Raw genomic sequence first — 18,244 nt, forward strand, 5'->3', positions numbered from 1 at the left:
CATCTGCAACGTCAGCCCTGGCCAACCCGGCCGGAACCAGCCCCGCATGAGAGCACCACCTGTGCGCCCGCGAATCGCCATCGACCCCAACGGCCTTTGCCGACGGACGGGTTCGTCACTTGTCGGCCATGATGCCTGCACGATTCACTCACGAAGCCCGGTGGTCGGCAGGCGCCGATACCCATGTGCGGATGACGTCCGCGGGCGTCGGCGTCATCCCCGGAGGGCGTCGAGGTCCAGGCGTCCCGGCTGGAGATCCGCCGGAAGATGCGCCCGCGCCTCCATCTGGCAGGTGCGCAACCTGTCCTTCAGGTCGGTGAATTCCGTCAGCACCTCGAACGCGTAGGCCGCGGCCATCCTGCAGCGGCCGGTCACGATCTCCTGGAAGAGGATCTCCGTGCACCCACGTACCGCCTCCTTGCACCTCGCCGCGATGTCCTCCTGCTCACCGCCCGTGAGGTGGCTGAGAACGGCCAGGATGTGCGATCGCCAGGCGAGCGGCACCTGCCGGTCGGCGAGTGCGCCGGCGAGCATCGCGGCGGTCGCGTACGCCGGCTCCATGAGATGGGACTGGATGTACACGTGGTTGTCCGCCCAGCCTTCCCCGACCCGGCCCGGGAGCGGGCCGTCCAGCGCGGCGAGGAAGTCCTCGGGGACATGGACCGCGCTTCTGTTGCAACCGCAGGTCATCGCCTGCCAGTCATGGCGGGAGATCTCGAAGTCCAGGATTCGCATGGGGGATCTGTAGCACTCCGGGGCCGAGCGGAGGGGTCTCCGGCCGCGCGGCTCGGGGAACTGCCGATCACGAGGACCGATGCGCCCGGCCTCTCCGCGAAGGCCACTCCGGAAGCTGAGCTGGAGAACTACCGGTACCAGTCCCCTCCCCCGCTCCCCAGCGCCCTGCGCACCTAGCCGGCCGGGTCCGGGGCCACCGGGCTGCGCCGCCCTGTGGCGCCGACGCTCACCCGAGCCCGAGCCCGAGCCCTTCGACCGCCTGCCGTTCACCGCGCCGACCCAACCGTCGGCGTCCTGCCTCCGGCGCACCGCGTACGCAGAACTCAGCGCACTCAGCGCACTCAGCGCACAGTCCACGGGCCGCCCGAGCGGGCCGGGCCGCCCGGATGCACCACTCCGGTGAATGCCTCGCCGGTCAGCCGGGTGGCCGGTCCTCGCGCAGGGCGGTGAACAGGGCACGGGCGCGCCGGTCGTCCCACTTCACCGCGCTGCCCTTGGAGGTGCGCAGGTCAGGGTCGGCCACGGGCACGTTGAGCCGCCGTCCGCCGCCGCCCGTGGCCTTCCGAAGGGCCTCGAACATCCCCATGAGATCCGGCAGTTCCGTGCCCTCGTCGACGATGAGCGTGTCGAGGCCCGCGTCCAGGGTCGGGAACGACTTCGACGGGTCGGCGAGCGTGGACGGGGTGGCCGCCTTGCGGGCGAGGGCGGCGAGGAACCTCTGCTGGTTGCGGGTGCGGCCCAGGTCCCCCTGGGCCTCCTGCTTGCGCTGCCGTACGAAGGCCAGCGCCTCGGCGCCATCCAGGGTCTGGCAGCCGGCGGGCAGGTCGGCGCCGGAGTCCTCGTCCCGGACGGCCTTGTCCAGGCACAGGTCCACACCGCCGACGGCGTCGACCACGCCCACGAAACCGGCGAAACCGATCTCCGCGTAGTGGTCGACGCGCACGCCGGTGTTGCGTTCCACGGTCCGCACCAGCAGGTCGGGTCCGCCCAGCGAGAACGCTGCGTTGAGCTTGTCCGGCGCGGCCCGGTAGCTGCGGCCGGTGCCGGGGTCGACGTAGGGCGGAAGGGTCACCCAGGAGTCGCGCGGCAGGCTGAGCATCGTGGCGCCGTTCGCACCGGTGTGCAGCAGGATCACCGAGTCGGTACGACGGCCCTCGGCCGAACCGGTGTTGAGGTCCTTGCGGTCCTGCTCCGACAGCCCCTCGCGGCTGTCGGAGCCGACGACCAGGTAGGTGGTGCCCTCTCCGGCCGGCACCCGTGCGCCGAGCGCGCCGAGGTCGACCTGCTGGTTGAGCCGGGTGTCGGCCCAGACGTACGTACCTGCGCCGCCGAGCAGCAGCAAGGACGACAGGACGGCCGCCGTCCGCAGGTACCGGCGGCCCCTGCCCGCCCGGCGCCGCGGATTCCTGCTGCCACGGCCGCCGCGGGGGCCGGGGCCGCTGTCGTAGCGGCCGGGCGCGGCGGGCGAGGGCATGCCGGGCAGGGGGGAGGTGCGGGTCGAGGGCGGGGGTGCCCGGAAGGACAGCGGAGGGGCCCCTCTCGGGTCCCGCCCCGTCCGGTGGTCTCCCGGACGATCGGTCCACTCGCTCATCGACGCCTCGAAGGTGCTGTGGGGGGCTTTCGGGTCAGCGCATCGGCACCCCCCTATACGGAACGGGCCCGCCGATCTGTTCAGCGGCCGTCCCGGACCGGTGCATCCGCTGCCACCGCAGCCGGCTGCCGAGCAGCAGCGCGACCAGCGACTGGATGACGACGAGATACATCAACTGCCGGTAGACGACGATCTGGAACGGCATGGACCACAGGGCCCGCACCGGCTCGCCGTCGAGTCTCAGCGCGTAGCCGGAGCAGACGATCTGCACGCCGAGGAACGCGAACCAGACCGCGGCCGACTCCCACGGGTCGCGGAACAGCACGCCGTAGAGGGCGTACACGTCGATGACGGGCGCGAGCAGCGGCAACGCAACCTGGAACAACGCGAGATACGTCAGCCCGCGCCGCCCGAACCGCCCGGCCGGGCCCCTGCCGAAGAGGGCTCCCCGGTGCTTCCACATCGCTTGCAGCGTGCCGTAGCACCACCGGTACCGCTGCCGCCACAACTGCCGGAGGCCGGTCGGCACTTCGGTCCAGGCGACGGCGGACTCCTCGTACAGCACCCGCCAGCCGGACCGCCACAGGGCCATGGTCAGGTCGGTGTCCTCGGCGAGGGTGTCCTCGCTGACCCCGCCGACACCGAGCACGGCGTCCCGCCGGAACGCCCCGATGGCACCCGGCACGGTCGGCATGCACTCCAGCACCTCGAACATGCGCCGGTCGAGGTTGAAACCGAAGACGTACTCCAGGTGCTGCCAACGCGCCAGCAGACTGCGCCGGTTACCGACCTTGGTGTTGCCGCTGACGGCCCCCACGGCCGGGTGCGCGAGCGGCTGCACGATCCGCTCTATGGCGTCGGGCTCGAACACGGTGTCGGCGTCGACCATCACGACGATGTCGTAACGGGCATGCGCGAGACCGCGGTTGAGAGCGGCGGCCTTACCGGCGTTGACCTGCCGTACGACCTCCACCCGCGCGTCCCCCGTGTTCGCGGCGATGTCGGCGGTCCGGTCGGTGGACCCGTCGTCGATGACGACGACCTGGAGCTCCCGGTGCCGGGAATCGAGCAACGACCGCAGGGTCGAGCCGATCCCGGCCTCCTCGTTGTACGCCGGGACGAGCACGGTGACCGGCCCGGACGTCTCCCGCATCCAGGGCGCACCGGTCCGGAACCGCTCCAGCCGCCGCACATGGGCCCGGGCGAAGAGCGCGAGCAGCAGCAGCCGCAGCACACCGAGGCCACCCGCGACGCCGAGGATCCAGATCATGGCGGTGGAGAAGACCTGCCCGAGGCCGGTGACCCGGATCAGCCCCTGTCCGACCCAGCGTGCGAGGAGGGACGAAGGGGCGTCCGGGACGAGCCCGAGCCCGTCGGACACGGTGGTGAACCGTTCGACGGCCCGGTTCCTCAGCAGTCTGCGCGCCTCCTGGTACGCGCTCTCCGTCTGGCTGAGCTGCCGGACGATGCCCTGCGCGGGCCTGCGCGACCCCTTGTCGGCGGCGACGAGCACGTACCCGTACCCGGCGGCCCGCCGCGCGGCCTGCCACTCCCGCCCGCACAGGGTGTCCGGGCTGGTGGTGCGGGGCATGCGCAGCAGATTGGTCCGCCGGCCGGTGGCCCCGGCGAGGGCGCTCTGGGTCATCTCGAGCTCGGCCCGGAAACGGGGCGCGGAGGACTCCCCCAGCACGGCCCCGGTGTACGTGTTGGACCCGATCTCGTGCCCCTCGGCCCGGATCCGCCGGACCAACTCCGGGTGCCGGGCGGCCTGGGCCCCGTGCACGAAGAAGGTCGCCCGCGCGTTGTTCCTGCGCAGCAGGTCGAGGATCCGGGGTGTCCACACGGGGTCGGGCCCCCCGTCGAAGGTGAGCGCGACGGTCCGGGCGGGCATCGACCCGGTGTGTATCCCGTCCCGGTCTATCCCGATCACGGGCCCACCGCGGTCGACAGCGTCGGGCACGGGAGCGGTACAGGGCGACCGCGCCTTCGCGGCATCGACCTCGTGCTGGGTCCAGCCCTGGAAGATCAGCAGGGCGAAGACGAGGGGGAGGGTGAGGGCGAGGAGGAGCCAGTGGGCTCGGGGGTCGCGGGACTGTTTGTGGCGGGGTTTGGTGCGGCGGGGGTTGGAGTTGGGGGGTCCGGTGCGGCGGGGTTCGCCTTTGCCTCGAGAGCGGGTCAGGGGACGTCACCGCCCCCGGGCTCCGGCCATCGTCCGACTCCCGCGTACTCCGCGGGCTGCCGTCTCCACATTCTGGCGTGGAACACGCTGCTGGCCACGGCTGCCGTAATCGCTTTGATGCTGCGGGAGTTACGCATGGGGCGCGAGTGTAGTTTCGGAGGTCCGGCGGTAGGGGTGGAACGGTGAGCTTCACAGATTGGACACGCTTGGCGGGCACTAGCGAATCGGAGTCCCGTACGCCCCGCATTGCCCGTGTTCTCGCGGAAGTTCGCGCTGGTGAAACCGAAAACCTCACCGGTACCGTCAGGGCACCAACTGAACTTCTGTCTCTCACGGGGAGTCACTGTGAAGCGCCGCTCATTGCCCGTTGCTGCCGCATTGACAGCGACGGCAGCACTGCTGTTGACGGCCTGCGGTAGCGGGGACGACAAGTCCGGCGACAACGACAAGATCGCCGGCGCGGGCCAGGCAGCGGAGTCTCCGAAGGAGTCGGCATCCGCCTCGGGGGCTCCGGCAGGGGACAAGCCGGACGGTGTGGATGTGTCCCTGCCCAGCGACATGGACCTGGTCTTCGACTGGGACAAGCCGAAGGACAAGAACGAGGCGGCGGCGATGGGGGACGCGGCGAACTACCTCCGCGCCATCTATCGGGGCGTCGACAAGCGAACGACCAAGGATGCGGCCGTGACGACCTACGCCACCGGTGATGGGCTGCACTACGCGCAGGTACAGATCAACGAGTGGATCAAGGGTGGCTGGACCGCCACCGGAACACTGCGTCACTACGATGCCACCACGCGTTCCGCCCCCAACGGCAAGTCCGTTGAGGTCGCGTTCTGCGCGGACGCCGGCAAGTTTTACGGCAAGGAAATCAAGACCAAGAAGATCCTCACCACCAAGCCCAGCATTGAGGACTTCGACTACTTCAAGATCGTCATGGTCAGGTTCCCCACGGGGACGGACCTGTGGCAGGCGTCCAAGGTCTTCGTCGAGACGAAGGCGGCGAAATGCCAGTGACGGGGGCACGACGCACACTCCTCGGAACCGCGGCGCTGGCTCTGGCCCTGAGCGCCCTTGTCCTCACCGAAACCGCGTACGCGGCAAAGCCGGTGGGTTCCGGCAAGGGGGCCAACACCGAGCAGGAGGGCGGCGGCGACAAGAGCGGCATCTACGCCGCCGCCCGCATCCAGTACTCCGGATCCGTGGCCAAGGGCGGCGGCGCCGGCAACGTGACGTCCGCCGACGTCAACTGGACGCCTCCACCCTGCTGGTACGCCCCGTACCTCGGCGCCAAGGACTTCAAGAAGGAGATGTCCGAGCACATCGACAGCCAGCTCAATGCACCCGGCATGGGGGGAACCGCGGGTGCGGCGATCGGTGAGGCACAGCGCCACTACGAGGACGGGTACGGCTGGTCCGGGAGTCCCGGCTACAAGGACTACAACGTCGAGAACGACGGCAAGGGGATGTTCTGGGCCGGCGTCGAGAACCCCGACGAGCCGGACTACCTCAAGCGGTCCTCCTGCACCGACCTCCCCTTCTGGGTGGAAAACGGCGATGCCCCGCCGCCCCAGTACGAAGAGGCCATCTCACCCGAGATACTCGCCGCTCTCGCCTACCAGCACATGGAACTCCCCGACACCAAGGTCACCCTCGCTCCCGAGGCCACCACCAAGGTGAACCTGCCGACCTGGGCCTGGCTCGACAAGGCCGTCTTCGACGAGGTCCAGGCCACGGCGGCCCTCAACGTCCCCGGCTTCAACATCCAGGCCACCACCACCGCCAGGCCGGTGTCCCTCAAGCTGGAGCCGGGCACCAAGGACGCCGTGATGTACCCGGCCTCGGGCGAGTGCGTCATCAACGCCGACAACTCCATCGGCGAGCCCTACGCCAAGGGCAAGGCCGACGAGACCCCGCCGTGCGGCATCAGGTACCTCCGCTCCTCCGGCGACGGCACGTACAAGCTCCGGGCCACCGTCACCTGGCAGATCACCTGGACCGGCACGGGCAACCCCAACCCGACACAGCTCCCCAACGGCACCTTCGGCAACGACCAGGACATCACGGTCCAGGAGATCCAGTCCGTCAACAGGTGACGGACCGAACCGCCCCCGCTCTGCGAAACCAGCGGCAGGAAGCCGGAGAGGCAAGGCGAATTCCTCTCCGGCAGACTTGCTCCACCTCCAGGCGATCACTGAAGGCTCAGTCCTCAGTGAACTCTTTCTGGACAACGGACCGGGCCTAGTGCAACAGGTGGGCCCCCCATAGTCTGAAGTGCGAGCAGTGAGGGCAGGCCAGCGATCGAAGGGCGGGGGGAAGCATGTCGCTTCGGGTGGCGAACCCTGAGGACCTGGAGCAATTGGCGAAACTCCTGGAGGGGCGCGGTGGCGTGGGGGACGGCCTTGACGAGGCCTTCACACGCGCCGCTCGTCTGGGTGTGAGCGGGCACCTTTCGCCACTGAAGCCGATGAGATCCTGGGCCGGCAGCCAAGCACAGGACCTGCGCAAGCGCGCCGTCATCATGCGACTGGAAAACGGCGACCCGATGGCCGGGTTGCTGTGGGCGGGATTCACGGCCAATGACCTGGAAAAGTACAAAGGCCAGGGGATCAAGCCGGAAACGCTGCTGCTGGCCAACTCAGTGGCTGCGAGCGATGATCCCCGCGCCAAGGACCTGGCGCGGCAGCCTGGCGAAAAGCTCGGAGACTGGGTCGCGCGACTCGAGGCGCACGCGATCTCGAAGATCCCTGGTCTGGAACCTCATGAAGAGACCCTCACCGAGATGATCAAGTTCGGCAGCGACGTGTTCAACGTCGCTGCCGCGACCCAGGTCGTGACGGCGACCGGCTTTTCGGGAACCAAAGTGCTGTTGGGCAACGCGGTGAAGACCGGCAAGCTGGGACCGATGAAGGACGCTCTCGCAGCACGGTGGACCGCTGCCGGCAACAGCCCCATCCTGCGCTGGGTCGGAACCAAACTCGGAAGCTACAACCCACCGATACGCTCACTGGCCGCACCGGGCAGCTGGCTTCCCGGACAACTCGGCAATCTTGCCTCCCGGAGCCAGGCGTACCAGCGGGTTGCCAACGTTCCCTTCAGTTCCGGTTTCCTGGGTGACCGCTGGGGTGGCGGATGGGACGCGCTGCGCCAACGCGGCTTCATGAATGCCAAACTGCTGGGTTTCACCCCCAACCAGGCCATCAACTTCATCGCCGGGTCGGACGACGTGGCTCGCATGTACGGCGGGCTGACACACTCCGGCCAGGCGGTCACCCGCGCGGGGCAGGCCAGCCTCTGGACGGTCGGGAAGGCCGGTGGATTCGGCGCGGCGGCGAAGACCGCAGGGCTGTTGCGTGGGGCGGGAATTGTCGGATCCGCGGGTGCGACGGTGTTCTCCGTCGCCAACATCGCCACCATGGATCATGCGAAGGAATGGAAGAAGAGCAAGGCTGGATATCTCGCCAATTACGCCGAGGTCGGGTTCAACGCCTCCTTGACCGCGGCGATGGTGGCGCCCAATCCAGTCACGATCGGCCTCGCCGTGGGGACGGGCATCGTCTACGGAGGGCTGAAGGTCGTCGAGCACTGGGACGACATCACAGAAGGTGCCGACAAGGCGGCGGACTGGGTGGGGGACAAGGCGAGTGACATCGGGAGCGACATCGCCGACGGCGCCAAGAGCCTGGGCAGCGCGCTCAACCCGTTCGATTAGCTACCATCGGGGGAAGGCGTGCAGCGATATTCCGGATCCCGAAATTTTCCGTAGGAAGTGAGCAACTGGCCGTGGAAACGAGTAGCGAGTCCTTGCGATTCGAGCTTATGCCGTACAAGAGCAGCGCTGAAGAAGGATCCAAGGCGGGGCTCAGGGGGGATGTGGGGCATTTCGGGGCAGTCACAGTGGAGCGCTGCACGCTCTATCGACCGGCCGAAAAGGGAATGGAAACCGTCCGGCTGAGCGGTCCCGAATTCCCGGAGACGACCTTCCGCGGGAAGCGCAGGTCGGGACAGCCCTCGCTGTTCAAGGCAGAGCTCACCCTGGCTGGCCGGAACGCGGAACTACGATTCAATCCCCGGGCCCTGCGAAAGGAAGACCGGGCATTGCGCATCGCATACGAGGGCAGAGAGTACATCTACTCCGCCGAGGGTCTCGGCAAGGCCAAGGTCCTGGAGAGAGAGGGACTCCGAGTCACGATGGAACCCGGCCAATACATCCCGCAGGCCGGGACCGCCAGCACGGGCACAGCCACCGACTCGGCCGACGTCGTGGATCTGGCGATCGCCATCGTCCTGGAGGAAGTGGACACCGACGTACTCACCCTCGGCGGCGCCGCGTTGTCGTCCCCGTTCGCCCTGATGCAACACTTCTCGGACCGGGCGGAGTAGCGATCTCGGCTGCGACGGCGTTCAGCGTGCCCATCATCGAGATGATCGCCTCACCGGAGTCGACCTCGGCAGTGAAGTCCCGACCCAGGTCCGCCCACTGCGGGTGAGGCCCTGTGGCCCTGTGTTCCAGAAAATCAAGAGAGCTTGGACACCCCGTCCAAGAATCTTCCTGGGGCCGAGATCAGCGCACCCCCAAATGACAGGTTGCGCGTGTACACACCCTCCAACAGGATCGCGAGACTGATGTCAACGGAGTCCGCACTCCCGTGAGCCGTACCGGAAATGGTCTTCGGATCTGACGCACTGGAACGGGCCATGAGGATACGAGACTCGGGGCGTTCCAGCACGTGATGCCGCCGGTTTCCATCCTCCCGGTACCGGTACTCCCGCCCCACAGCCCAGATTTTCAGAGCCCGGCCGCCTCTACTCAGCCGCAAGGACTTCCGGGTGAAGGACGCATGCTGCCCTGCCACGCTCAGTTTTCCTTCGGCCACACGAGGTCGCCCGCCGTACCGAAGAGCCTTGAAGGAGGACATAGGAATGTTCTCACCAGTCACCATGGCGCCTTCGTAATCGGCGCGTTCGGTAACAGGAACGACCTCCAAGGCGGGAACGACGAGTTCCACTGGGCCGAGCCCGCCGACGTCACCTCGCCAGCAGCTCACGTGACGTTGATTCATCGACGTCACAGTGTTCGCGAAGCGCTCAAGCTCGAACGAAAATTGAGACATTCCTAGACCTTAACCTCTACCGCTCCGAAGGATCAATCAAAGGGATTGAGCGCACTGCCCAGCGCCTTCGCACCGTCGGCGAGTTTCCCAGCTCCCTCACTTATCTTCTTCCCTGCCCAGGCCCCGGCGTCCGCGACCTTCCCTGGGTAGTTCTTGACGGTCTCCCAGTTGTCGACGATGGTCGCGACACCATAGACGGCACCCGTGACCACGGCGGCGCCGATTGTGAGGGGGGTGGGCGCGACCATGGCCATCGTCATGGAGGCATTGAAGGCAACGCCGGAAGCCTTCGCCACATATCCGGCCTTGTCACGCTTGAAGGCCTCGACAGGGTTTCCTTCCTGTACGAGGTCGACGGCACCGATCACCGTGGACACCGCGCTGCCGCCGACGCCGGCCGCACGCCACCAACCCGCCGTACGCATCGCTGTCCCGGCTCCGGAGGCGAAGGCGCCCAGACGACTCGCTCCGGTCGCCCTGCTCAGTGCACCGGCGTTCTTGCCGACCTTGAGCAGGTTTGCCTCCCAAGCCCACTGCCTCCCCGAGAGGGCCGCGAGACTGTCCTTTCCGGCCAGTACATCAAGGATCGGCGCAGGAGTACGTGCCCCGACGGCTGCAGCCAGGGCTTTGATACGTGCAGGGATGAAGCGAGATGTCGCCTGCCCCTTCAACAGCTGAGCGAGCGTGGTACCAGGCGCCTTCAGGAATTTGACCTGGCCGGGAGTCTTGAGACTCTTGAAGTACGAGATCAGCTGACCGGTACCCACCGCCGCCATCTTGAAGGCGCCCGGAACCGTGGAGACCATTGCCGTCAGGTCGATGTAGTCCCCGACCACTTCCCCGAGGTTTTCGTCGCCCGTGACCTTGGCGACGGCATCACCCTTGATGCGCTCGATCCAGTCCGAGAGCGTCTCGCCCTTCTGCCGCTCCAGCCACTTGGTGTCGAACTTGTCGCCATTCGCAACGGAGGCGTTCGCGATCAGCATGGCGTCGGGCGGAAGGTTGGCGCCCTTCAACTCCTCCGGCGTGAACCCCGCGTACAACGCGGCGGCCTTGGGATCACCCTTGTCGGCCCGCAGAATGGCCGCACGGCGCCGTAGGTCGACCGCCGCGTCGTCGGCCCAGTTCCGCATGGGTTTGAGGGCGGCCAGCCTGTCGGTCACACCCAGGCCGGACGCGCGGGTAAAGGCCTCGTCCAGCTTGTCCCGCAGTTGGCCCCTGCCGTCGAACAGCTTGGCCAAGTGTTCCATGTCCTTCGGATTGGCCATGCGCTTGGAACTGTTGCTCATTCTTTCCCCGTGATCATGTGCTGCGCCGTGTGCAAGGACTGGTGCCGGAAGCCAGGGCAGGACAGTGACGTCCCGCCAGGCCGCCGCCGGCATGCGAGTAGGACCTCAGGAGGCAGACTGGGGCTTCGGCGGGGACGCGAGCTGCGACCCGGCCGGCAGCAGATCCGTGATCAGCTGCCAGAGTTCCTTGGCCGTGGTGCGCCGCACCCTCAACTCGCTGCTGCCGTCCACCTGTCCGTCGGCCACCGGCTCGGCGGGCAGCTCACGCACCCAGTAGCCTTCCAGGCCGCAGTCCCAGACGGCCAGAGCGGAGACGGCGAGCCCCCCTTCGCCCCGTGGCTCCTCCGCTCCCTTCCACACAACGGTCATCCGCCACATGCAGTTCAGCTGGGCCAGCACCTCGGTCAACCTCGCCGGGGCGCCGACCGCTGCCGCCACGGCCTCAGGTTCTTCGAACTCACCGTTCTCCATGCGTTCGAGCACCCGGTCGAGGGTGCCCATCGTCGAGCCGATCACCTCACCGGAGTCGACCTCGGCAGTGAAGTCCCGGTGCAGGTCCACCATCCTCGCCAAGGCCCAGACCAGCATTTCGGGCTCGGCGGGTACGTACTCGGACTCGGCCTCGCCGGGCCAGCTCTCGTGCGTGAAGATGAAGTCGTCGCCGACGACAGCCCCACTCTGCGTGGCGCCTTGGGGACCGGTGACCTCGACCCGGGCGATGACGCGCGGCTCCATGAGCGTGGAGACGAGCGGGTAGAGGTCGGCCGAGATCTTGCTGTCGCTGTCGAGGAGGCCCGCCTCCTGGAGCTCGGCATGTGCCCGGGCCAGCTCGTCCGGAACCTGACCTTCCTCCACGAGTAGCCCCAGCACACTCACATGGGCATCGGACAACCGCAGTCGACGCCGGGCCGCATCCATGGAAGGCATTTTTATCGTCCCCCTGAAATTCCGAAATTAGAGATCGTTGAAACGGTTGAGGAAACGCCCGGGCAGCGATACCAATGCACCGGACAGCGACAAGTTCCGCGTGTACACACCCTCGAGGACGAGCGCGACGCCGATGTCGAGGGCGTCCGCATCGCCGGTCCAGGTCCCGGAAATGGTGCTGGGATTCCTCCAGCTCGAACGCGTCATGTGCACGCTGGCACCCGGGCGGACCAGCTCATGGCGGCGCTTGCCGCCCCGCTCGACGTACGTGTACGTCCGCTCCTTGAGCCTGATGCGCAGGGCACGCCCGCCCCTCCCCGGCCACCACACGTTGCGGGAGAGGTCCGCAGGGTCCCAGTCCACGCGCAGCTCACCTCGGGCCAGAAGCGGCCGACGGAGGTACCGGAGCCCGAGGTACGTGACGAGCGGAAAGCTCTCGCCACTCACCGCCACCTCGCAGTACTCCGACGGGTAGTCGCTGTGCTCCGCGGGGAAGGCGAGCTCGACACGGCCGAGGCCGCCGACGTCGCCGGTCCAGAGGTAGACGTCGCCACGGGCTCCCCGTACCGAGGCCGCCCGCTGCAGCTCGAACGTGAGTCCGCCCATACGCCTGCCCCTTCTCCTCTTTCCCCTGAGCCCTGGCCGACCGGAGCGGCGCACGCAAAGCCACTTTAAAGCAAAGGTAACCGCAACGTCTGGAGACAAGTACCCGGAGGAAATAGGCGCCAATAAGCCAATGATGGGCATAGGGGCGATTCTCAGACCAAAGTCGGTACAACCTTCCCACTGGCCGCGAGTGGCAGGCGCGCGCAATGAGAAGCCGTATGGATTGTGTCGACCATGTGACGGTCAGGGGGAATTTCCCACACCTTCGTAGGGCCGTACACCGCCCCCGTATGCTTCCCCGGCGATGCCGTGGATCCATGCGCGACGCACGGCAGGTACCAGCAGCAGACGGGGGAGGAAACAACTGTGGGGCCCACACCGGGCGATGACGCAGTCGAGTTGAAGAAGCGGGCCGAACGGCTTCGGGATGCCGCGCGGGAGGCCAGGACGCTGGCCCGCAGGCTGGGGCCGTACCTCGACGACGCGGTGAAGAAGGCCACCCCGCGTGCCGCAGCCTTCCGAACCGGCGGCGATGAGGGCGCCATTTGGCAGGGCCCGTTCGCCGATGAATGCACGGCCAAGCTGCAGCAACGACAGCGCACGCTGAACAGCATGGGCACCGCACTGCTGGGAGACGCCACCCGCTGGGAGAGCCAGGCCGACGAATTGGACCGGCAGGCCGGGGAGAAGGACAAGGCCCAGGCCGGAACGGGTGGCAGCTGATGGGCTTCAGAGGCTTCGACGCCGCCAAGCTGACAACTCTCGCCGGCCACCTGGACACCCTGGCCCAGAGCTCCGGAAAGCTCCATTCACAGCTGGCCGCCGTGCTCACCACCGCCCAGCAGAACCTGCCGTCGGGGCAGAACGCCTCCCGCAACCCCGACCTCCAGGATCTCGTCGGCGATGTGATCCCGATGCCGTCGTTCTTCCGTCGCCCGCGTCTGCCCGGTTCCCTCGGCGGCGAACTCGACGACATGCAGTCGTCGATGAAGCGCCGCATCAGGCAGATCGAGGGACTGCAGGAGCTGGAGAAGCGGGGATACCCCGTCAGCGACAGCAGCGTCTTCCTCGACGAGAAGGCGCCCGACGCGAAGAAGATCGACGATGCCCTGCGCCATCTCCACGAGCTGAAGGGCAAGGACTTCGGCACCAACGGCAACCGCGACGACCTGGAGCAGATCTCCGGCGAGCTCGACGGACTGACCGCGGCCGAACTGGACTCCTTCGTGACGAAGGCCTCGCCCAAGGACCTGTCCTTCTACAACCAGCTGCTCACCGACACCGACGACTCCGTCTGGAACCCGTTCGACGACAACGGCCTGCCCGAGGACAGGCGACGGGACACGCTGAGCCTGATGCTGTCCAAGGTGAGTCCGGAGAACGTAGGCAAGTTCACGGCGGCCTTCCCGGGCGTGCAGCCCACGTTCACGAACACCGATGCGTACGAGGCGGGCGGCAACAGCCAGAACGGCCAGACCAACAACGGCATTCACTGGGCGCCGCCTCCGGACCCCCTGTTCCAGGACGGGGTGTCCGCCGATGACGTCAATCAACGCCAGTTCGGCGACTGCTGGTACGTCGCCTCGCTGGCCGGCCTGGCGCAGAAGGACCCCGCCTTCGTGCAGGAGGGCATCAAGCAGAACCCGAACGGCACGGTCAGCGTTCGTGTCTGGGACAAAGAGGGCAACTACCACTGGGTGACGATGACGGCCGACCTGCCGTCCGACCAGAACGGCAACCCCATCGGCACGTACGGCAATGGGGAGAGCTGGCCCGCGTATTACGAGAAGGCCTTTGCGATGGCCTACTCGGACGACGGTGACGACGAGCGCGGATACGGCGGTATCGAAGGGGACGACCCCAAGAAGTCCGCTCCGTACCTGACCGGCAAGGAAGGCGAGGACCTGACCACCGGCGGCTTTCTGGGTATCGGCGAACACGAGGACAAGAGCCTGGAGTCGCTGAAGGAGGCCTACGGCTCCGGAAAGGTGGTCACCGTCTCCACCCCGGCCGACGAGGGGCTGGACAAGGACCACCCGGCCGAATGGGGCAACGCGTATCACAGCAACCACGCGTACTACGTCCGGGGATTCACCGACGACGGCAAGGTCATCCTGGGAAACCCCTGGGGCGTCTCCGGCTATCCGCCGATTACCGTGTCGCAGGAGCAGTTCAACAAGTACTTCGGCGGAGCGGAGGCCTTCGATGCCCCGTGACGCCCGGGAGGTGAGCAGTGTGTCCGAAGGCGAGAAGGTGAAGTACCCCTTCGCGTTCGATGGTCGCTGGGCACTTCGTCACCAGATTCCGTACACCGTCGAGCACGATGGCCGGACCTATCAGGTCCTGGCGACCGTCTTCGCCGAACCGTCCGTGCACGGACGTATCCGGGTCGGCTGCGAAGGCCGACCCGTCGGGGAGTTCGACGGGTTGACCCCGGGTGACGTGCTGGAGATCACCGGGGACAGTTGGCGGGTGGCGGAAGTCGATTACCGCACCCGCATCGTGCTGGAGCACGTGATCGACGGTTGCGAGGAGGACACCGGTGTTCAGCCCGGCACGTAGGTACGGCATCGCGGGCGCCGCCCTGGCCTTCTGGGCGCTGACCGCCTGCGGATCGTCGACCGGCGGTGGTGACGACCCGACCACCGCACCCACGACCACGCAGGCGGCGGCGAAGGACAAGGGCCCGCAATGTGTCGGTGAAGCCCCGGCGGACGGCGTGCACGTCCTGCGCGGAGGCGGGTTCCGGCTGCCCGGCGGTGGCGGCGTGCAGTACGCGGCCGCGAGCGCGGACGGAACGTCGCGTACTGCGACACTGCGCGACGGGGCCGGCTACGGGTCGGGGCAGCAGCAGTGGACCGTGAAGCCGGGATCCCGGGTCACCGTCTCCGGCCACGCCTACACGGTGCGGCAGGTCTGCTCCTACCGCGTCGTCCTGGAACCGCGGGACGCCAAGGACAAGGCCGCTCTCGCCGCCGCTCCCGAGTCCATGGAATTCGCGGGCGGCGCCGCCGACAACGCCCTGTGCTTCACCACCAACCGCGCCGTCCTGGCCGCCGCGTCGAAGGGTTTCCCGGCCAAGGGGCAGCCCCTGTCCCTCCTCGACAACGGCGGCGTGAAGCAACTGCCCACCGGCCCGTCCCTCACCGTTTCGTACGTCGACACCGCGGCGGGTTCGGCCGGCCTCGGCGCGAACTGTGCCGGGGTTGCGGTGGCCGTCTACAAAGACGTGAGGGTCGGCGACACGGTCGAATTCGCGGGCGTGCTGTTCAAGGTGTCGGGGCTTACGGAGCAGGCGGTGCGCCTCACCCGGACGAGCGAGTAGCGCGCAGCAGCGGTCCGTCCCCCGCGAAAGCCGGATTCGGGGGTGTGAGCGTCGACGGCCGGGCCGCCCTCACGCCCCCTTCACCGGCTGGGGTTATGGTCGGAGCCCATCCCCGAAGTGAGCCGGAGAGGCACACCGTGTTCGGCAAGAACAGGCACGTCGACGAACCTCCCGTCCCCCTCGTCCCGTGGACGGATGCCTGGGCGTTCGCCATCACCGAGGAAGAGCGGCCTGCCGGTGGACAGCGCAAACGTGCCGCGCTCGGCGTCCGTGCGTTCAGGGTCCCGCAGGGTCCGGCAGGACAACGGGTCAACGCCCCCTGTGCCTTCTTTCCGCCGCAGCCGTCGGATGCGGACGCTCGTCGTCTGTACGAGGACGCCGAGGGCACCAGGCTGCTCTGCTCTCTCGATGAGCCTCAGGACATCAAGGGCAGGCAGCACTACGAGGTGCGCGACGCGCGGGGAGATGCCATCGGCACGGTCCAGCGCATCGCTCCGCTGAAGCGCGCCTTGAAGCCGACGTGGCGCATCGCCCAGCCGGGGCGACCCGAGATCGTCAGCAGCGCCGAGTGGGCGAAGGGTGGCCCCAGGGAAATGGTGCAGCGCGGTGCCGGCAAGCTGTTGCTGGGTGTCGTCCAGGCCGTCGCCGACATGGGCGCGGAAGGCGGTGACCGAACGTCCGGGTCGCGGGTCCTCGAGTGGAAAGCCGGCGACGAACTCGTCCTGACCTCCGAGAGCGATCTCAGGTTCCTGGTTCGGGCCGCCTGGCTGGACCGGCGTCTGGTCTTCGCATACGCGCTCCTGCGTATGAAGTGAGCACGCCCCGGGGACATGCGGTGCCGACGCGGTGATCTTCCTCAAGAGTGCGTTTGCACATGGCAAAGAGACGGCGATCCAACGGTCTCGTGCGAACTCTTGTCCGTAAGGTGAGTGTGCGACTCCACAGCCTTGACCGGCTGGTTCCGGAACACACGCTCTGGGGATTTGAAACGTGGGCATGCGGAACGTGAATCCGGACGATCTGGACCAGCTCGCGAAGCTGCTCGACGGACGCGGCGGGGTCCAGGACAAAGTGGATGAAGCATTCACCAGAGCGTCCCGGCTCGGCGTGACCAGCAAGTTGACCACGCTCAAACCTCTGCGCGGCTGGGTCGAGGACACCGCACCGGACTTGCGCAAGCGGGCCGTCTTCGCCCGGCTGGAAAGTGGTGACCCGCAGGCCGGGCTCATGTGGGCCGGGTTCAGCCCCAAGGAGATCGAGAGGTACAAGAGCGAGGGCCTCGGCCCGGACGCCCTTGTGCTGGCCAACTCCGTGGCGGCCAGCGACGATCCGAACGCCTACAAGTTCAAGCGGCAGCCGGATGAGTCGCTGGCGGACTGGATTGAACGGCTGGAGGCTCACGCCATCGCCCAGATACCCGGGCTCCAGCCGCACGAAGAGACGATCGCCTCCATGATCGGCCTCTACGGCGACTGGGGATCCGTGACGGCTGCCACGGCTGTGGTGACCATGCAGGGCACGTCACTCACCAAGGTGCTGCTGGGCAACTCCTTGAAGGCGGGTGCGCTGCGCACCTGGAAGACGCGGCTCGGGGTCGTCCTGCGGGGATCCGAGAACGGCCTCATTCGGTCCGCCGGCAACGGCCTGGTCAAGTGGGCACCCAAAGTACGCTCATTGAGCGCTCCGGGCAGTTGGCTTCCCGGTCAACTCGGCTCTCTCTTCGGCCGGAGCAGCACCTACCAGAGCCTCTCCCGCATCCCCCTGACGAGTGGCATCCGGGGTGACTTGATAGGCCAGGGCTACAACTGGGTTCGCGCCACGCCGTTGATGAACACGCTCCGCGCCAACGGGGTCATCGACTTCCTGGTCGGCTCCGACCAGGCGGCCACGATGTACGGCGGTTTCACGCACTCCGGCCAGGCAGTCGCCCGCGCGGGCAACGCGAGCCTGATCAAGGTGTTCACCAAGGCCGCGAACAGCCAGCGCTTCGCCAACTCCGTGGCCGAGGCCACCAATGCCGCGCGGGGTGCGGGGGCCCTGCGCACGGGCCTCGGCGCCGCCGCCAAGACCGCCGGCTTCCTGCGCGGCGCCGGCATCGTGGGCGGTGTCCTGTCGACGGGCTTCAGCGCCGCCAACGTCATGTCGCAAGGCAACCCTGTCGACGCCTTCAAGAAGAAGGGCGCGGCTTACGTCGCCGACGTCGCCGAGGTCGGCTTCAACGCCTCTCTCACGGCGGCCATGGTCGCTCCGAACCCGGTCACCATCGGCCTCGCGGTCGGAACGGGTCTCATCTACGGCGGAGCGAAGGTCGTCCAGCACTGGGACGACATCAAGGACGGCGCGGGCAAGGCGGCGGGCTGGGTCGGCGACAAGGCCAAGGACCTGGGAAAGAGCATCGCCAAGTCCAAGGCGAATCCAATGAACTGGTTCTGACCGGCCACACACGCCTACACCCGGAGGGTTCTACTTCGCCCACGG

At 67.6% G+C, this 18,244-nt stretch carries 17 protein-coding genes; 10 read left to right on the top strand and 7 right to left on the bottom strand.

All coding sequences use genetic code 11. From position 1 onward, the window contains the following. Nucleotides 1–213: 213 nt before the first annotated feature. The 3 genes from BJ965_RS16090 to BJ965_RS16100 form a co-directional block, all read right to left on the bottom strand. Nucleotides 214–735, bottom strand: coding sequence for a hypothetical protein (locus tag BJ965_RS16090; RefSeq protein ID WP_184909246.1), 522 nt, complete (start codon nucleotides 733–735; stop codon nucleotides 214–216). A 415-nt stretch (nucleotides 736–1,150) separates the two neighbouring features. Then, on the bottom strand, nucleotides 1,151–2,326 hold the full coding sequence (locus tag BJ965_RS16095; RefSeq protein ID WP_184909248.1) for an LCP family protein: 1,176 nt from the start codon (nucleotides 2,324–2,326) through the stop codon (nucleotides 1,151–1,153). A 34-nt stretch (nucleotides 2,327–2,360) separates the two neighbouring features. Continuing rightward, nucleotides 2,361–4,286, bottom strand: a complete 1,926-nt coding sequence (locus tag BJ965_RS16100; RefSeq protein WP_184909249.1) for a glycosyltransferase — start codon at nucleotides 4,284–4,286, stop codon at nucleotides 2,361–2,363. Between the two features lie 564 nt (nucleotides 4,287–4,850). Here BJ965_RS16100 and BJ965_RS16105 point away from each other — a divergent pair. The 4 genes from BJ965_RS16105 (at nucleotide 4,851) to BJ965_RS39340 (ending at nucleotide 8,888) form a co-directional block, all read left to right on the top strand. Further along, complete coding sequence (locus tag BJ965_RS16105) at nucleotides 4,851–5,522, top strand: hypothetical protein (protein ID WP_184909251.1); 672 nt, start codon at nucleotides 4,851–4,853, stop codon at nucleotides 5,520–5,522. Beyond that, entirely contained in the window at nucleotides 5,513–6,601 is a 1,089-nt protein-coding gene (locus BJ965_RS16110; RefSeq protein ID WP_184909253.1) for a hypothetical protein, read from the top strand. Before BJ965_RS16105 ends, BJ965_RS16110 begins: the two co-directional genes overlap by 10 nt. 224 nt (nucleotides 6,602–6,825) lie before the next feature. Then, entirely contained in the window at nucleotides 6,826–8,217 is a 1,392-nt protein-coding gene (locus tag BJ965_RS16115) for a PE-PGRS family protein (RefSeq protein WP_184909255.1), read from the top strand. 386 nt (nucleotides 8,218–8,603) lie between these two features. Further along, the gene (locus tag BJ965_RS39340) at nucleotides 8,604–8,888 is read left to right on the top strand and encodes a hypothetical protein (RefSeq protein WP_246545910.1); all 285 of its coding nucleotides are present in this window, start codon (nucleotides 8,604–8,606) and stop codon (nucleotides 8,886–8,888) included. A gap of 134 nt (nucleotides 8,889–9,022) precedes the next feature. On the opposite strand, the gene BJ965_RS16125 is transcribed toward BJ965_RS39340, so the two are convergent. The 4 genes from BJ965_RS16125 to BJ965_RS16140 all read right to left on the bottom strand — a co-directional run bounded on the left by BJ965_RS16125 (nucleotide 9,023) and on the right by BJ965_RS16140 (nucleotide 12,441). Then, nucleotides 9,023–9,619 (bottom strand): hypothetical protein, encoded by a 597-nt coding sequence (locus BJ965_RS16125; RefSeq protein WP_184909258.1) that lies wholly within the window; start codon nucleotides 9,617–9,619, stop codon nucleotides 9,023–9,025. A 32-nt stretch (nucleotides 9,620–9,651) separates the two neighbouring features. Continuing rightward, the gene (locus tag BJ965_RS16130; RefSeq protein WP_184909260.1) at nucleotides 9,652–10,908 is read right to left on the bottom strand and encodes a mucin-2; all 1,257 of its coding nucleotides are present in this window, start codon (nucleotides 10,906–10,908) and stop codon (nucleotides 9,652–9,654) included. Between the two features lie 105 nt (nucleotides 10,909–11,013). Then, a complete protein-coding gene (locus tag BJ965_RS16135) occupies nucleotides 11,014–11,835 on the bottom strand; it encodes a hypothetical protein (protein WP_184909262.1) in 822 nt (273 codons plus the stop codon). A 27-nt stretch (nucleotides 11,836–11,862) separates the two neighbouring features. Continuing rightward, nucleotides 11,863–12,441, bottom strand: a complete 579-nt coding sequence (locus BJ965_RS16140) for a hypothetical protein (protein WP_184909264.1) — start codon at nucleotides 12,439–12,441, stop codon at nucleotides 11,863–11,865. Nucleotides 12,442–12,807: 366 nt separating this feature from the next. On the opposite strand from BJ965_RS16140, the gene BJ965_RS16145 reads away from it, so the two are divergent. From BJ965_RS16145 to BJ965_RS16170, 6 genes are all read left to right on the top strand, one after another. Continuing rightward, nucleotides 12,808–13,164, top strand: a complete 357-nt coding sequence (locus tag BJ965_RS16145; protein ID WP_184909266.1) for a hypothetical protein — start codon at nucleotides 12,808–12,810, stop codon at nucleotides 13,162–13,164. Beyond that, the gene (locus tag BJ965_RS16150) at nucleotides 13,164–14,657 is read left to right on the top strand and encodes a C2 family cysteine protease (RefSeq protein ID WP_184909268.1); all 1,494 of its coding nucleotides are present in this window, start codon (nucleotides 13,164–13,166) and stop codon (nucleotides 14,655–14,657) included. Before BJ965_RS16145 ends, BJ965_RS16150 begins: the two co-directional genes overlap by 1 nt. Before the next feature lie 19 nt (nucleotides 14,658–14,676). Continuing rightward, nucleotides 14,677–15,003, top strand: coding sequence for a hypothetical protein (locus tag BJ965_RS16155; RefSeq protein ID WP_313666892.1), 327 nt, complete (start codon nucleotides 14,677–14,679; stop codon nucleotides 15,001–15,003). Then, on the top strand, nucleotides 14,984–15,766 hold the full coding sequence (locus BJ965_RS16160) for a hypothetical protein (protein ID WP_184909271.1): 783 nt from the start codon (nucleotides 14,984–14,986) through the stop codon (nucleotides 15,764–15,766). The genes BJ965_RS16155 and BJ965_RS16160 overlap by 20 nt, the downstream gene beginning before the upstream one ends. A gap of 44 nt (nucleotides 15,767–15,810) precedes the next feature. Further along, nucleotides 15,811–16,581 (top strand): hypothetical protein, encoded by a 771-nt coding sequence (locus BJ965_RS16165; protein WP_184909273.1) that lies wholly within the window; start codon nucleotides 15,811–15,813, stop codon nucleotides 16,579–16,581. A 181-nt stretch (nucleotides 16,582–16,762) separates the two neighbouring features. Beyond that, nucleotides 16,763–18,199 (top strand): PE-PGRS family protein, encoded by a 1,437-nt coding sequence (locus tag BJ965_RS16170; RefSeq protein ID WP_184909275.1) that lies wholly within the window; start codon nucleotides 16,763–16,765, stop codon nucleotides 18,197–18,199. Nucleotides 18,200–18,244 lie beyond the last annotated feature (45 nt).

Source organism: Streptomyces luteogriseus, assembly GCF_014205055.1.
GTDB classification, from domain to species: Bacteria; Actinomycetota; Actinomycetes; order Streptomycetales; family Streptomycetaceae; genus Streptomyces; species Streptomyces luteogriseus.